The sequence below is a fragment of the uncultured Mucilaginibacter sp. genome (assembly GCF_937859865.1).
In the GTDB taxonomy this organism is placed as follows: domain Bacteria; phylum Bacteroidota; class Bacteroidia; order Sphingobacteriales; family Sphingobacteriaceae; genus Mucilaginibacter_A.
Map to the genome: position 1 here is coordinate 32,217 of NZ_CALMAT010000046.1, position 14,731 is coordinate 46,947.

Sequence of the window (14,731 nt, forward strand, 5' to 3'; positions counted from 1 at the left end):
AGCAGCTAGTGTAATTAACTATATGATAAACAATAATTTATGTAATCGGCATAAAATTAACAAGGATTGTAGTATTGAACCAGAAGAAACAATTTACCAATGACTTTACAAAGAATGAAGCCGATTGCCGACAGCTAAAAGCCAAATAACCATGATCAGAAACCATTTTAAAATCGCTTTCAGGAACCTTTGGAAAAACAAAGGTTATTCCGCCATCAATATTTTCGGACTGGCTATTGGCCTTACTGTTTGTTTGCTGATTACTTTGTTTGTGATGGATGAGTTGAGCTACGACAGATACAACGAAAAGGCCGGCCGCATTTATCGTGTAAACACCTACATTCATTTAAACGGCAGCGATTTTAAGCAACGTTTAACGCCAGCTCCTATGGCTACGGCGTTAATGAAGGATTATCCGCAGATTGAACAAGCTACCCGCGTAGGCACAGGAAGCGAAATGTTGGTGAAAAAAGACAACGAAACGATTGTTGAAAAAAATGCTTTTTCTGCCGATCCAAATTTGTTCGAGGTTTTCTCGCTGCCGATGATTGCTGGTGATCCAAAAACGGCACTAAGTCAGCCAAAAACTATGGTAATTTCAGCTTCTATCGCCAAAAAATATTTTAATACGATCGATGTTATCGGCAAAACTTTAAAAGTTGATAACACCACATTTTACAAAATTACCGGCGTAATTAAAGACATGCCTGCTGCTGCACATTTGCATTTTAATTTTATTAAATCGTTTGTTGGCAATGAATTTGCAAACAATCCGGTTTGGTTAAACAACAGCTTTGTTACTTATCTGCTTGTTCGTCCGGGTACCAGTCAGCAATCAATTGATAATTATTTAAAGGACGCCGCGAAAAAATATGTAGAGCCACAGGTGCAAACCTTCTTTCACAGCAACTTTAACGATTTGGCAAAAAAGGGCGATTTTCTGCGTTACCAGACTATTCCGTTAACACGTATTCATTTATATTCGGATTTAACGAACGAAGCAGAGCCTTCCGGCAATATCCAATACGTTTATATTTTTATTGTAGTTGCTGTTTTTATCCTGCTGCTGGCTTGCGTTAATTTCATGAACCTTTCTACCGCGCGTTCGGCTGGTCGCTCAAAAGAAGTTGGTGTACGCAAGGTTTTAGGTTCTGATAAAGCTACTTTGGTAACGCAGTTTCTCACCGAATCCGTGCTCACCGGTTTGCTGGCGATGGTAATTGCCTTGTTTATAGCGATGCTGTTTTTACCGTACTTTAATCAGCTTGCCGGAAAAGAAACTGGTTTAAGTCTTTTTTCTTCGGGTTGGACGCTTCCTGCACTCCTGCTGATTACTGTTTTTATCGGCATTTTAGCCGGACTTTATCCTGCGTTTTTCCTGTCCGCATTTCAACCAATCACAGTTTTAAAAGGGAAAATGTCTACAGGTTTTAAAGGAAGCTGGCTGCGTAATACGTTGGTTGTTTTTCAGTTTTCTACCGCTATTATTTTAATCATCGGCACATTGGTTATTTACAATCAGCTCAATTATATCCGCAACAAAAACTTAGGTTATAACCGCGAACAGGTTTTGGTTTTGAAGAATATTTATTCGCTTGGCAATTATGCACAAATTTTTAAAAACGAAGTGTTGCAGATCCCTGGCGTAATTTCTGGCGCAAGGGCCAGTGCTTTACCCACTTCCAGCGAACAGAATTTTAACCAAAACGCTTTTTCGAAGGATGCTTCGATGAGCGCAGCAGAAACTGTAACTCTTGCTGATTGGTCTGTTGATACAGATTATATCCCAACTTTAGGAATGCAAATGGCTGCCGGCCGAAACTTTTCTGCACAAATGCCAACAGATTCTAATTCCTTAATCATCAACGAAACCGCTGCCCGCCTTTTAGGTTATAAAAATCCTTTGCAGGAAAAACTGTATGATTCTAATCAGAACAACACCACAAATACACGTCAGATCATTGGTGTTGTAAAAGATTTTAATACCGGTTCCCTGCGTAATAAAACTTTACCAGTTGTATTCCGCCTTTCTAAATATGCCGACACGTTTGCATTCCGTATCAAAAGCAACAATATGCCGCAAGTTATTGGGCAAATAGAAGCTAAATACCATGGTGTGGTAAAAGAAATGGAAGGCCAGCCTTTTACCTACTCGTTTATGGATGAGGATTTTGATCATCTTTATCAGTCCGAACAACGAACCGGCAAACTGTTTATCACTTTCGCCTTTTTTGCCATCCTGATTGCCTGTCTGGGTTTGTTTGGGTTGATTACTTACGCTGCCGAACAACGCACCAAAGAAATCGGCATCCGAAAAGTTTTGGGCGCCACCGTAACAAATGTTACGGCTATGCTCTCTAAAGATTTTATCAAGCTCGTTTTCATCGCCATTATTATTGCTGTGCCGATTGCATGGTTTGCCATGAACAAATGGCTGCAAAGCTTTGCTTACCGCACCAATATTAGCTGGTGGGTTTTTGCGCTTGCGGCAGGTATGGCTGTATTTATTGCTTTGGCCACCATCAGTTTTCAGGCGGTAAAAGCAGCATTGGCCAATCCGGTGAAAAGTTTGCGGAGTGAGTAGTTAATGGATAACGTTAACCAACGGCTGATAAAGTAAAAATTTTTTGTCCACCGAGATGATAGGTATTTGTTCTGATAAAGCAGTTGCCAATAAAAACCTGTCAAAAGGATCCCTGTGTTCTTCAAAAAGAGGAATGGACTGATAAGCATAAATATGTTCGTTTTTTAACGGTAACATATCAAAACCATCTGCCAAGAGTTGGTTGGCAATAAAATCTATACTGACTATAAATGCAGGAAGTTTGCTTAATTTTAATTTAATTGACAATTCCATCAAACTAAATTGGCTTACAAAAATTTGATGGTTAAAATCTTCGATTAAAATTCGTAGCGAAGTTTTAAGCTTTGGGTTATCTTCTAAAGCCCAAATAATAATTTGGGTATCCAACAAGTAATCCATCAATACATGTAGTCGTTTAGATCATCGAGCGGATCGTTAAAATTATCAGGAATGCTGATTTTACCTTTTAAACTGCCTAACCGCCTTTTTGCAACAGGAAAAGGTTGCACTTCTTCCAAAAATGTAACCACAACTTTCGACTTGTTTTTAGTTGGTGGCATTTCATCTAAAACAATTTTTCCATTGTCGTATATGCCTTTAATGGTTGTCAGCATGTTGTGTTTAATTGTAACCAAATTTAGTAAAGACAAACATCATTAAAAAATCAAAGTGTGTTTGCTTAATGTTTAGAAAAGCACTTGTTTTCGCCCCCACTCACTCCCCGGCACCTCAAATCTTCTGCCCGTTACCGAACACTTACTTGTAACGAAAACGGACATCTGTAGAAGGATAAAAATAACTACTTCTTTTACAGTCAATAAGTTAGCGTTTTGGTACGACTGATGTTTGATCTAACTTGCAGTAGGAGTACTGTTGTTCTGAGTTAAATGTTAATGTTAAATGAAGCCTGAAACCCTCTCCCTTTTTTGGGAGAGGATCAAGGGCAAAACCTGATCTTTCAAATCCCCTAAAACCAATACTATTATGAAAACTTTTAAAACCACTTTCGTTTTGTTCCTGCTTGGCCAGGCTTTGGCAACTTCGGCACAAAACAACAACCAGGAGCCTTATTTAAACAAACCATTTGCCAATGCGGCGATTAAAAACGTGAACGTGAAAACTTCGGGCGGAAGCATCACCGTGAGTGGCGGAACTGCTGCCGATGCGCATGTGGAAGTTTACATCAACGCCAATAACAACAACAACGAGGATCTTTCGAAAGATGAACTGACCGAACGTTTGAAGGATTATGACCTGAATGTTTCTTTAAACGGAAACGAACTTCAAGCTACGGCAAAAGCAAAAAGCAACTTCAATTGGAAAAAATCATTGAGCATTTCTTTCAAAATTTATGTGCCAAAAGAAGTATCCACCAATTTGACCACCAGCGGCGGCAGCATCAAACTAAGCAATTTAAACGGCGAACAAAACTTTAGCACCAGCGGCGGAAGTTTAAACTTGGACCAGTTGAACGGTTTGGTAAAAGGACGTACCTCAGGCGGTTCCATCAAAGTTTCCAACTCAAAAAGCAACATTGATTTGCGCACCAGCGGCGGCGGCATTACTGCGGCGGATTGCCAGGGAACGATCAGTTTGAGCACTTCCGGCGGTTCTTTGCACCTCGCCAACCTCAACGGAACCATCAACGCCCGAACCAGCGGCGGCGGCATTACCGGCGACCATATTTCGGGCGAACTGATAACCGGGACTTCCGGCGGCAGCATCAATTTAACCGAAATGGCCTGCAGTTTAGAAACTTCCACCAGTGCGGGCAGTACGCATGTGCAAATGGAAAAACTGGGCAAATACATTAAAATCAACGGCAGTGTTGGCCATGTAGATTTGCAGATACCAAGCGGCAAAGGTTTGGATTTGGACTTGCACGGCAACCGCATCAGCACCAATGTTACCAGCAATTTTAACGGCGAAAAAGACGACAGCCGAATGGTAGGCAAACTGAACGGCGGCGGCATCCCGGTTACGGTGAGCACGAGCATTGGCGGGATTAATGTGAGGATGTAGGTTGGAGGTGAGAGGTTTGGGGCTGTCAGCTTTCAGCAATCGGCTTTCAGCGAATGGCATCACAGTCCTCATACCTTCAGCTTCTTACCTCAAGCCTCAAACCTAAAAAGTACCGATAAAAGAAGCATCAAAATCTGTGTAATCAATTTGAACCTATGTAATCAAATCAACCATGATTAAAAACTATTTAAAAACAGCATGGCGAAACTTAGTTAAAAACGAGTTTTACTCTATCATTAACATTGCCGGTTTAACTATTGGATTGGCTGTAGGCATCTTGATTTTACTTTGGGTGCAGGATGAATTAAGCTTTGATAACTTTCATCACGAAGCAAAAAATATTTACCGGGTAAATGCGCAAATAGGCACTGGCAATAGCAAACAGGTTTTCGAAGTAACACAAGGCCCAATAGCAACTTATGCCAAAAAAGAAGTTCCCGGTGTAAAGAATGCCGTTCGCATCATCCAAAATTATGACAATGCTGTTTTTACCTATCAAAATAAAACATTAAAGGAAAACAATGTAGCTTATACTGATCCTTCCCTGTTTCAAATGTTTGATTTTAAGTTATTGCAGGGAAACCTGAAAAACCCGTTTCCAAACAATCAATCTGTTGTTATTACCCAATCAACCGCAAAAAAGTATTTTGGCAAGGCAAATCCGATCGGTAAAGTTTTACAAGCGGACCATAAAGATAACTTTACGGTAAGCGGCATTTTGGAAGATTTTCCGAACAATTCTAGCATTAATTATGATATGCTTTTTCCGATGGATATTAAGGCCAAACAATATAATGGAAAAGGCTTTTGGAAAACATTAGACAGCGATTGGGGAAATTTTGGCTACACTACTTTTCTGGAAGTTCAGCCAGGCACTTCTTTAAAAAATATTGGTGAGCAATTGATCCGCGTACAGATGAAAAATGCACCGCACATCAAAGTTTCTGTAGCAGATAATCACTATGAATTGCAGCAACTGGCCAACATTCATTTGTATAAAGGCGACGGAACTTCTTCCGGTATGCAAACGGTAAAGATATTTCTGGTGGTTGCCATCCTCATTCTGCTGATTGCCTGCATCAACTATGTTAACTTGTCAACTGCACGTTCTATTTTACGGGCAAAAGAAGTGAGCATCCGCAAAATTATTGGTGCACAAAAGAAGCAACTGTTTTTTCAGTTCATTATCGAATCAGTTATCTTTTTCAGCATTTCACTTTTGCTTGCTTTTGTGTTGATTGCGTTGCTGATGCCTTTTTACAACCAACTTTCGGGCAAAAAGATGCACCTTAATTTGTTGGATGTCAATGTTTGGAAAGTTATTTCACTCACCATTATTGGCACTTTGCTGGCTTCTTCCATTTATCCTTCGCTCCTGCTTACTTCTTTTGATCCGCTAAAATCACTAAAAGGCAAACTGAATTTGGGCGTTGGCAATACGGCTTTCCGAAAAACACTGGTTACCACGCAATTTGTTTTTTCTGTGGTGCTGATTATTAGTACGCTGATAATCGGCAGGCAGTTAAAATACATCCGCGAAAAAAATCCTGGTTATGAGCGGGAACAGGTTTTTTCCTTTTATCTGGGAAAGATGCGGGCACATTTAGATGCCGTAAAAGCAGATTTGAAGGCTGAGCCAGCTATTACTTCTTTATCTACTACTTCCGAAGCTACTTTAGTAGATAACGGAAATACTACGGGAGACACGGACTGGAATGGTAAAGACCCGAATAGCATGTTTATCGTTAGTCCTTTAGGTGTTGATGAAAGTTTCATTTCAATGATGAAAATGAAACTTTCATCAGGTACAAATTTTTCTGGTACAAAATCAGATTCCACACATTATTTGCTTAATGAAACTGCTGTAAAAATGATGGGCATCAATAATCCTGTAGGTAAACGTTTTGATCTTTGGGGAACAAAAGGAACTATTATAGGCGTTTTAAAAGATTTTAATTTTACATCGTTAAAAGAAGCAATAAAACCTGCCGTAATTTATTTTAGGCCAACAGGATATCGTTTATACATTAAAACTACCGGAAAAGGTGCTACCAAAGCCATTGCTGCTGCAAACAAACTCTGGAACCAATACAATCCGGGAATTCCGTTTGAATATTCTTTTCTGGATGAAGATTACGGTAAGCTTTACCAATCCGATCAGCGCACAAGCACTTTATTCAATATCTTTTCGGTGATTACGATTCTGATTTCCTGTCTGGGCTTATTTGGTTTGGCTACTTATACTGCGCAAATCATGACCAAAGAAATCGGTATCCGAAAAGTTTTGGGTGCCAGCGTAAGCAGTATTGTTACCTTGGTTTCCAAAGACTTTTTAAAGCTGATTGTATTGGCCATCCTCATCGCTTCGCCTATTGCTTTTTTTACCATGCAAATTTGGCTGCAGGATTTTGCTTACCGCATTCAAATCCAATGGTGGATGTTTGCTTTGGCCGGAAGCCTGGCCATCGTAATTGCTTTGCTTACCATCAGTTTTCAGTCGGTAAAAGCAGCATTGGCCAATCCGGTAAAGAATTTGAGGAGTGAGTGAGAAGAGGCTGTCAGCAATCAGCTTTCAGGGATCAGGGATTTGCAAGTTGGAAGCCCCCGAAAGTCCAAACCTGAGATATACCCAAATAACAAACTATTAAGGAAGCTGATTGCTGAAAGCTAATTACTAACAGCTAAAAACTAAAATAACAAACTATTTAAAAAGCTGATCGCTGATTGCCGACAGCTGAAAACTCAATAACATGATCAAAAACTACCTCAAAATCGCCTGGCGTAACTTTTACAAGCAAAAGTTTTATTCTGGCATCAATGTATTTGGTTTGGCTATCGGCATCAGTTGCAGCATTGTGCTGTTCTTGTTTATCAATTATCATCTAAGTTTTGATACTTATCATACCAATGCCAAACGGATTTTCAGGACCGTAACCGACTTGCATATCCCGGATGGAAGTATTGATTACGATCAGGGTTCGCCTTATAGGATGACCGAATTTGTAAAAGGTTTACCATCTGTAACAAACAAAACTGCGCTGTTGGGTGAACGCAGTTTCACCGTTTCTGTATCTCAAAAAAACAAGGATAAACAAAGCCTTTTTTACGAGTTTGAGAATATTGCTTTTACAGACAACAACTGGTTTAAAATATTCACTTATCATTGGAAATGTGGCAATCCAAGTACGGCTTTAAGCAATCCATATACTGCGGTTATTACTTCCAATCTCGCCAAAAAATATTTCAATACAGACCAGGTTGTTGGTAAAACTATCCAAGTTGAAAACAAGTATAATTTTACAATTACAGGTGTATTGCAGGATAATCCAAGCAATACGGATATTCAATCCAATCTGTTCTTGTCCATAATTTCGGTTCATACCATGTTCCCGGAACCAAAAGAATTTTGGACTGATATTGGCTTTGTCTCCTCAAAAAATTATGTTTTCTTGTTGTTGAATGATGAACATGCGCAGGAACAAGTTGAAGAGCAAATAAATGCAACGGTTAAAAAAAACTTTAATGCTTATAATTATTATCAGTTCCGGGTACAACCTTTAACGGATATACATTTTAACCCTCATTACAGTGGTAAAATTTCTAAACCCTTGTTATGGGTTTTGGCTTTGGTTGGGTTTGCCCTTATCCTGATTGCTTGTGTAAACTTTGTAAATATGGCTACGGCACAAAGCTTAACCCGGGCAAAAGAAATTGGGACGCGGAAAGTTTTGGGCAGCAGCCGGAAAGCAATCTTCTGGCAGTTTATCGCAGAAACCGCTTTCGTTGCTTTATCAGCAGGATTGCTTGGCTTGCTTTTGACCATACTGTTTTTACCAACCTTAAATAATTGGTTGCAAATTCCGTTGGCTATAAATTACCAATCAATTTTATTTTTGATGGTTTTGTTACTTGTGATTGTGTTTGTCGCCGGTTTTTATCCTGCCGTAATTTTAAGTGGTTTTAAACCGGTTGACGCTTTAAAAAACAGGATAGGAAACAGCAATACTTCTTCCAAAGTATCAAGAAATGTATTGATCATCCTGCAAAACGTGATTGCGCAATCTTTGATTGTTTGCACCATCATCATTGTTTTGCAAGTGAAGTTTTTGAGAAATGCTGATCTGGGTTTTAACAAAGATGCTATCATTATGGTTCCCGTTCCTGATCATTCTCCATCAAAGCTCTCCTATTTCCGCAACCAGTTAAGCAACTATCCCGGGATAAAAAGTGTAACTTTTTGCTACAAGCCGCCTTCTGCAATAACGCAAAAAGGAGGAAGTATCCGTTACGACGGGCACGAGTGGGAAAAGTTTACGGTTTCTAGTATTATTGGAGACCAGAATTACATCAAAACCTTTGGCTTGAAGTTACTTGTCGGCCGCAATTTGTCTTCTACAGATACAACAAACGCGTACATTGTTAACCAGCAGGTTTTGAGAAGTTTAGGTATAAAAAAACCAGAACAGGCAATTGGACGACGGCTTACTGCCGGTGATTTTGGCGATCATACGGGAACGATCATCGGTGTGGTAAAAGATTTTAACATCGTTCCGCTTACTTCTGGATTAGCACCTGCTTTAATTACTGCTGCACCAACATATTTTGAAAATGCTGCGGTCAAAATAACTGGTTCCCACCAACATGAAACCCTCAATTTGATTCAGCAGCAGTGGCAAAAAACGTATCCGCAAAACGCTTTTGAGTACCATTTTTTGGATGAACAATTGGCCGAATTTTACCAGAAAGAGGAAATGATTGGCAAGCTGATTACAGCAGGAACGGTAGTTGCTATCCTGATCAGTTGCCTGGGGTTGCTGGGGTTGATTTCGTTGATGACGGTACAACGCACCAAAGAAATCGGAATCCGGAAAGTACTTGGCGCAACTGTTAGCAATATTGTGGCTTTGATTTCCAAAGATTTTATCAAACTAATTGCCCTGGCAGTTTTAATTAGTACGCCTTTTGCTTGGTGGGCAATGCACAATTGGCTGGAAAGCTTTGCTTACCGCATCAACATCAGTTGGTGGATTTTTGCTTTGACCGGAATTTTAGCCATTGTCATCGCACTGCTCACCATCAGTTTTCAATCGGTAAAAGCAGCATTGGCCAATCCGGTAAAAAGTTTGAGGAGTGAGTGAGGTTTGGGGTAAGAGGTATCAGCGTATTACAAGTTTGATACCTCATAATTTAAAAATAAAAAGAGCCTCACCCAAACCCTTTCCAAAAGAGCGGACTTTTGCAGGGCAAATAATAAAAGTATAAAGGAAAGATATAGCACTTGGGTTCCTTCCCTTTGGAGAGGTTAGATGGGGCTAAAAAAGTATCGATAAAAGAAGCATCAGCTAAAAGCTATTGACAAAATCGACCGCATTTAAAATAGAGATGCCACGAAACGGATGGAGGACAAGGAGGTCTTTATCTCCGGTGATAATACAAGAGGCATTTGCAGAAATGGCTAATTCCAAAAATTTATTGTCTTTAGGATCCCGGCAATCGGTGATGATAAAATCAGGTGTAAAAAGTTTTGAATTGGCTTCCAATCTACTTAATATAGACCAACGCTCCTCATCGCCTAAAAAATATCTGTCAAATTTTTTACGAAACAATACCTCAGTAAACTCCTCAAAAGTGCTTTGCGAAACTGCAATAGTTCCTATGGCAATAGCTTTATCTATTGCTTTGCTATTTGTAGAGTTTTTAATAAGTGCTGAGCTGATTAATGTGTTTGTATCAAAAACAAAAAAATCAATCTTCATCTTTCAAGATGTCATTCAAGATCTCTTCTGTAAGGCCACGCTCCTCCATTGTATCCCTTATTTCATCAAGAAACTGCTTGAATTCACTTTTAGGATCAGTCATCAATTCCTTGGCCAGCCTGATATTTATTTGCTGAGATACTTTATTCTTTGTTTGTTGCGAAGACAACCGCCATTTTTTTGCCGTAGCGTCTTCAACTTCAATAACGATCCGTTCCATTTTACAATAATTTCGGGTTACAAGTCAAATTTACAAAAATTAAGGGTTTAATATTTGCACTATGATTACAAATTATTTCAAAATTGCCTGGCGTAACTTTTATAAGCAAAAGTAAAAAGTTTGAGGAGCGAATAGAAAAGCCTCACTTAAACCCGCTCCAAAAGAGAGGGCTTTTGCATAGCAAACTATAAAAGTGATGAACTTTGCTTCCTCCCCTTTGGGGAGGTTAGGAGGGTTACGCCCCCTGTGCCACCATACGCATCAAACCGCCATCCATGGCATAAGTAGAACCGGTAACATAATCGGCATCTGCAGAAGCCAGAAAAACAGCAACTTTAGCAATTTCCTGTGGCTCGCCTGCTCTTTTCATCGGTATTTTTTGTTCTTTTTGTTCGCGGTCTTTCGGGTCGTCGATAGCTTTTTGGTTCATCGGCGTTAAGATCATACCGGGCGCAATGTTGTTTACGTTGATGCCTTGTTCGGCAACTTCGAGCGCTAACGTGCGCATCAGGTTGCGTAAACCACCTTTGGATGCGCAGTAATCTGCGGTTCCGGCCGAAACCACTTCTTCGTGTATCGAACTGATATTCACAATTTTCCCTTTGCCGCCTTGTTGCAAACGGTGTTTTAAAAAGGCACGGCAGCAAAAAAACGGACCGTATAAATTGGTTTTAATCGTTCGGTCAAAAGTTGCCGTATCCATATCTGCAACAGTCGTTCCGGAGCCGTTTACGCCCGCATCATTCACCAAAATATCTAAAGTTTGGTATTGCTGGTAAGCTTGTTCAAACAGTTGTGCCACACTTTGCTCATCGCTTACGTCGGCGTACAAAACCAAGCCTTTTTGTCCGGTTTGTTCTACCTGCTGTAATGTTTCTTCGGCGTTTTCCTGATCTTTAAAATAAACGATAACCACGTTTGCACCTTCTTTGGCAAACTCAATGGCGATTGCCTGGCCGATGCCTGATTCTGCCCCGGTTACGAGCGCTGTTTTTCCGGATAGTTTTTTCATGTTTTCTATTTTGATATCATGTTTCTTTTTATAAAGTTTAGAAAACCAATAATGTTTAACTAATAAGTAAATCTTTAAAGGGCATACTGTTTTTACCGCCTAAAAACTTGTATCAAATAAGTACAGCACCTGTATCGAAACCGAACGGATTACAATTGCTTATTAGAATTAATCGGTTGAAAAACAATTAATTAGCTATCCGGCATAGAATTGATAAAGATGATGGCAGAACTTAATGATTTAAAAAACACTCAAACTTAAAAAACACTAAAACCAGCAACATGAAAAACTTAGCCATACTTCTTTTATCCACCTTTTCTTTGTGCGCTTCAGCGCAAACCAGAACCAAAACCAGTACTTACAAAACAGACGATACCAAGCAATCTGTTAGCGATGATGGCAAGACAATGCACATCATGATCAAGAGCAGCAGAGCCGGGAAAGATGTTAAATACGACCATACTTTTTTAGTTAGCGGGATGAGCCAAAACCAAAAGGATGCTTTGCTTAAAAGGGTGAACGATTCTTTGGGCATTTCGCCGCCACCTCCGCCACCGGCACATCATTGAGGAAAGTTGTAAGCAATCAGCTATCAGCCTTCAGCTACCTGCAAAGCCCATATTTAAACTACTACCATTTACAAACTATACCAAAGCTGAAAGCCGATTGCCGACAGCTAAAAGCCTCATCATCATGCTCAAAAACAACCTTAAAATTGCCTGGCGAAACCTGTTAAAAGGCAAAACATTTAACATAATCAACATCGCCGGTTTGAGCGCGGCAATTGCCTGCTGCGTGTTGCTGTTCCTCACCGTGGTTTACGAGTTTTCGTACGACCAGTTCCACAAAAACCTGCCCGATATTTACCAGGTTTACCTCACCCAAAACCGGGCAAAAGGCATAGAAAAAGCTGCACCAATGCCCGAACCGTTAACGCCGGCTTTAAAAGCAGAATATCCAGATGTGCAATATATTTCGCGGTTAGGAAACGGTCATGCAGAGGTCAGCTACAAGACGAGAAAGATTATGGAGTCTGTCCATTTTGTGGACGAGGACTTTCTGAGGATATTTACCTTCCCACTTGAAAAAGGGTCGGTAAAAACAGCATTGCACGATTTGCATGGCTTTGTAATTACCGAATTTGTTGCCAAAGCGATTTTTGGAAAAGAAAACCCAGTTGGCAAAACGGTAGAAGTAAATTTGTACAACCAGCCGCAAAGTTTTGTGGTTAGCGGTGTAGCGAAGGATTTTCCGGATAATTCGAGTATCAGTTTTGATGTGTTAATGCGGTTTGAAAACTACATCAACTACAAGCAAAACCTGGATAAGTGGGATGTACAAAACCATGCTACTTTTGTGAAGTTAAACGCAGGTACAAATCCGGCCTCTTTTGAAAAAAGTTTAATCCCTTTTGCAAAAAACCATTTTAAAGAAGACATCAGCAATATTAAACGTGATGGCGCCAAACCGGATGCCAACGGAAACGTGTTCACCGTAAACCTTGCTCCTTTCGCCAACAATCATTTTAATAACGAAATTGGCGGACTGGAAGGCAGTAACACCAGTAAAGTCTATGTAATTGCCCTGCTGGCCATTGGTATTTTTATTTTGCTGATTGCCTGCATCAATTTTATCAACCTAAACATTGCCCGCGCGTTTAACCGCGCCCGCGAAGTTGGTGTCCGCAAAACTTTAGGTGCAGGTAAATGGCAATTGCTGGTTCAGTTTTGGGTAGAAACGGCCTTGGTTTGTTTGATTGCTTTTGGCTTTGGATTGCTGATCTCGTCACTTATTCTGCCACTGTTTGCACAGAATTTTAAAAGCCACATCCATTTAAACATGCTGTTGCAGCCGGGTTTGCTGCTTGCTTCTTTTAGCACCTTTTTTTTGATAACCATCATCGCTGGCTTTTATCCGGCCTGGCTCATGCTTCGTTACAAAACGGTTTTGGTTTTAAAAGGAACGGTAAATACCACGAAGCCAGGCCGTGTGCGCAACATTTTGCTGGTTACCCAATTTGCGCTTTCTACTTTGCTGATTATCTGTACGCTGGTTACCTGGCAGCAAATGCAGTACATGCAAAACCGGCCGCTGGGTTATAACCGTACGGAAGTGATCAGTATTCCGTTGGGCAACCTAGCTGGCACCAATGCTTTAGATATTTTGCGGCAGAAATTACAAGGTTCGCCGGAAGTAGAAAGTGTAACCGGCTCGCGTAGTAATTTGGGTTTGGGCAACGACGGTTCTACTTCCACTTCCGTTAGCGGTTTTAATTATAAAGGACATGAACTGCGGACGAACATACAATTTGTTGATTATAATTATTTTAAAACTCTTGGCATCCAATTAGCACAAGGAAGGGATTTTTCAAGGGATTTTGCGACAGATAGCAACGCTGTTGTCATTAACGAAAAGATGGCGGCGCAAATCGGCAGTAAAAATCTGATTGGCACTTATTTACCGTTTAAAGATGATGAACCGCCGATGCAAGTTATTGGTGTGGTAAAAGATTATAACTTCCAATCGTTGCACCAGGAAGTGGAACCACTTACCCTAAGTATTAATCATAAAAACCGGTTAGAATACGTTTTTGTGCGGATAAAACCCGTTGGCCTCAATGCTTCTTTTAACCACCTAAAATCGCAGTGGCACCAAATTTTTCCGAACACTGAATTTAACGGTTCCTGGCTAAATGAAAATACCGAACGCCAGTACCGAAGTGAAAAACGGCTGTCGAATATGTTCATTAGCGGTGCCATCCTGGCCATCCTTATTTCCTGTATCGGTTTGCTGGCCATGGCCATGATGACGATGGTACAACGCACCAAAGAAGTGGGCATCCGCAAGGTGTTAGGTTCCAGCATTTCGGGGATTGTGGTTTTGCTCTCCAAAGATTTTATCAAACTGGTTTTGCTGGCCAGCGTGTTGGCTTTCCCGGTGGCTTATTGGGTGATGCACAACTGGTTGCAAAGTTTTGCTTATCGCATTGATATGAGTTGGTGGATTTTTGCTTTGGCTACGCTGATTGCTTTGGTGATTGCTTTGGCCACCGTCAGTTTTCAAGCGGTAAAAGCAGCATTGGCCAATCCGGTTAAGAGTTTGCGAAGTGAATAGGTTTGGGGTGAGAGGTTTGAGGT

The 14,731-nt window shown here is 40.5% G+C and carries 11 protein-coding genes; 6 read left to right on the top strand and 5 right to left on the bottom strand.

What is annotated here, in order from left to right; genetic code table 11:
• Window positions 1-151 precede the first annotated feature (151 nt).
• Entirely contained in the window at window positions 152-2,584 is a 2,433-nt protein-coding gene (locus Q0192_RS05355) for an ABC transporter permease (protein ID WP_299287214.1), read from the top strand.
• Here the strand turns inward: Q0192_RS05355 and Q0192_RS05360 are convergent, their stop codons facing one another.
• Both Q0192_RS05360 and Q0192_RS05365 read right to left on the bottom strand, forming a co-directional pair.
• The gene (locus Q0192_RS05360; protein WP_299287217.1) at window positions 2,585-2,983 is read right to left on the bottom strand and encodes a type II toxin-antitoxin system VapC family toxin; all 399 of its coding nucleotides are present in this window, start codon (window positions 2,981-2,983) and stop codon (window positions 2,585-2,587) included.
• Window positions 2,983-3,198, bottom strand: coding sequence for a hypothetical protein (locus tag Q0192_RS05365; RefSeq protein WP_299287220.1), 216 nt, complete (start codon window positions 3,196-3,198; stop codon window positions 2,983-2,985). Before Q0192_RS05365 ends, Q0192_RS05360 begins: the two co-directional genes overlap by 1 nt.
• Before the next feature lie 370 nt (window positions 3,199-3,568).
• Between Q0192_RS05365 and Q0192_RS05370 the strand changes: the two genes are divergently transcribed.
• The 3 genes from Q0192_RS05370 to Q0192_RS05380 all read left to right on the top strand — a co-directional run bounded on the left by Q0192_RS05370 (window position 3,569) and on the right by Q0192_RS05380 (window position 9,744).
• Entirely contained in the window at window positions 3,569-4,606 is a 1,038-nt protein-coding gene (locus Q0192_RS05370; protein ID WP_299287223.1) for a hypothetical protein, read from the top strand.
• Between the two features lie 172 nt (window positions 4,607-4,778).
• On the top strand, window positions 4,779-7,154 hold the full coding sequence (locus Q0192_RS05375) for an ABC transporter permease (RefSeq protein ID WP_299287225.1): 2,376 nt from the start codon (window positions 4,779-4,781) through the stop codon (window positions 7,152-7,154).
• A gap of 202 nt (window positions 7,155-7,356) precedes the next feature.
• A complete protein-coding gene (locus Q0192_RS05380) occupies window positions 7,357-9,744 on the top strand; it encodes an ABC transporter permease (protein WP_299287228.1) in 2,388 nt (795 codons plus the stop codon).
• A 204-nt stretch (window positions 9,745-9,948) separates the two neighbouring features.
• On the opposite strand, the gene Q0192_RS05385 is transcribed toward Q0192_RS05380, so the two are convergent.
• The 3 genes from Q0192_RS05385 to Q0192_RS05395 all read right to left on the bottom strand — a co-directional run bounded on the left by Q0192_RS05385 (window position 9,949) and on the right by Q0192_RS05395 (window position 11,594).
• Window positions 9,949-10,362 carry a putative toxin-antitoxin system toxin component, PIN family gene (locus tag Q0192_RS05385; protein ID WP_299287231.1) on the bottom strand — a complete coding sequence of 138 codons (414 nt, stop codon included), beginning with the start codon at window positions 10,360-10,362 and terminating at the stop codon, window positions 9,949-9,951.
• Window positions 10,352-10,582 carry a hypothetical protein gene (locus tag Q0192_RS05390; protein WP_299287233.1) on the bottom strand — a complete coding sequence of 77 codons (231 nt, stop codon included), beginning with the start codon at window positions 10,580-10,582 and terminating at the stop codon, window positions 10,352-10,354. Before Q0192_RS05390 ends, Q0192_RS05385 begins: the two co-directional genes overlap by 11 nt.
• Before the next feature lie 235 nt (window positions 10,583-10,817).
• The gene (locus Q0192_RS05395; RefSeq protein WP_299287236.1) at window positions 10,818-11,594 is read right to left on the bottom strand and encodes a glucose 1-dehydrogenase; all 777 of its coding nucleotides are present in this window, start codon (window positions 11,592-11,594) and stop codon (window positions 10,818-10,820) included.
• Between the two features lie 281 nt (window positions 11,595-11,875).
• Between Q0192_RS05395 and Q0192_RS05400 the strand changes: the two genes are divergently transcribed.
• Both Q0192_RS05400 and Q0192_RS05405 read left to right on the top strand, forming a co-directional pair.
• On the top strand, window positions 11,876-12,163 hold the full coding sequence (locus Q0192_RS05400) for a hypothetical protein (protein ID WP_299287239.1): 288 nt from the start codon (window positions 11,876-11,878) through the stop codon (window positions 12,161-12,163).
• Window positions 12,164-12,287: 124 nt separating this feature from the next.
• Window positions 12,288-14,708, top strand: coding sequence for an ABC transporter permease (locus Q0192_RS05405; RefSeq protein WP_299287242.1), 2,421 nt, complete (start codon window positions 12,288-12,290; stop codon window positions 14,706-14,708).
• Window positions 14,709-14,731 lie beyond the last annotated feature (23 nt).

Excerpts from the sequence above, each read along its gene's own strand:
- Q0192_RS05355 (WP_299287214.1), top strand. The coding sequence starts at position 152 with ATGATCAGAAACCATTTTAAAATCGCTTTCAGGAACCTTTGGAAAAAC.
- Q0192_RS05360 (WP_299287217.1), bottom strand. The coding sequence starts at position 2,983 with ATGGATTACTTGTTGGATACCCAAATTATTATTTGGGCTTTAGAAGAT.
- Q0192_RS05365 (WP_299287220.1), bottom strand. The coding sequence starts at position 3,198 with ATGCTGACAACCATTAAAGGCATATACGACAATGGAAAAATTGTTTTA.
- Q0192_RS05370 (WP_299287223.1), top strand. The coding sequence starts at position 3,569 with ATGAAAACTTTTAAAACCACTTTCGTTTTGTTCCTGCTTGGCCAGGCT.
- Q0192_RS05375 (WP_299287225.1), top strand. The coding sequence starts at position 4,779 with ATGATTAAAAACTATTTAAAAACAGCATGGCGAAACTTAGTTAAAAAC.
- Q0192_RS05380 (WP_299287228.1), top strand. The coding sequence starts at position 7,357 with ATGATCAAAAACTACCTCAAAATCGCCTGGCGTAACTTTTACAAGCAA.
- Q0192_RS05385 (WP_299287231.1), bottom strand. The coding sequence starts at position 10,362 with ATGAAGATTGATTTTTTTGTTTTTGATACAAACACATTAATCAGCTCA.
- Q0192_RS05390 (WP_299287233.1), bottom strand. The coding sequence starts at position 10,582 with ATGGAACGGATCGTTATTGAAGTTGAAGACGCTACGGCAAAAAAATGG.
- Q0192_RS05395 (WP_299287236.1), bottom strand. The coding sequence starts at position 11,594 with ATGAAAAAACTATCCGGAAAAACAGCGCTCGTAACCGGGGCAGAATCA.
- Q0192_RS05400 (WP_299287239.1), top strand. The coding sequence starts at position 11,876 with ATGAAAAACTTAGCCATACTTCTTTTATCCACCTTTTCTTTGTGCGCT.
- Q0192_RS05405 (WP_299287242.1), top strand. The coding sequence starts at position 12,288 with ATGCTCAAAAACAACCTTAAAATTGCCTGGCGAAACCTGTTAAAAGGC.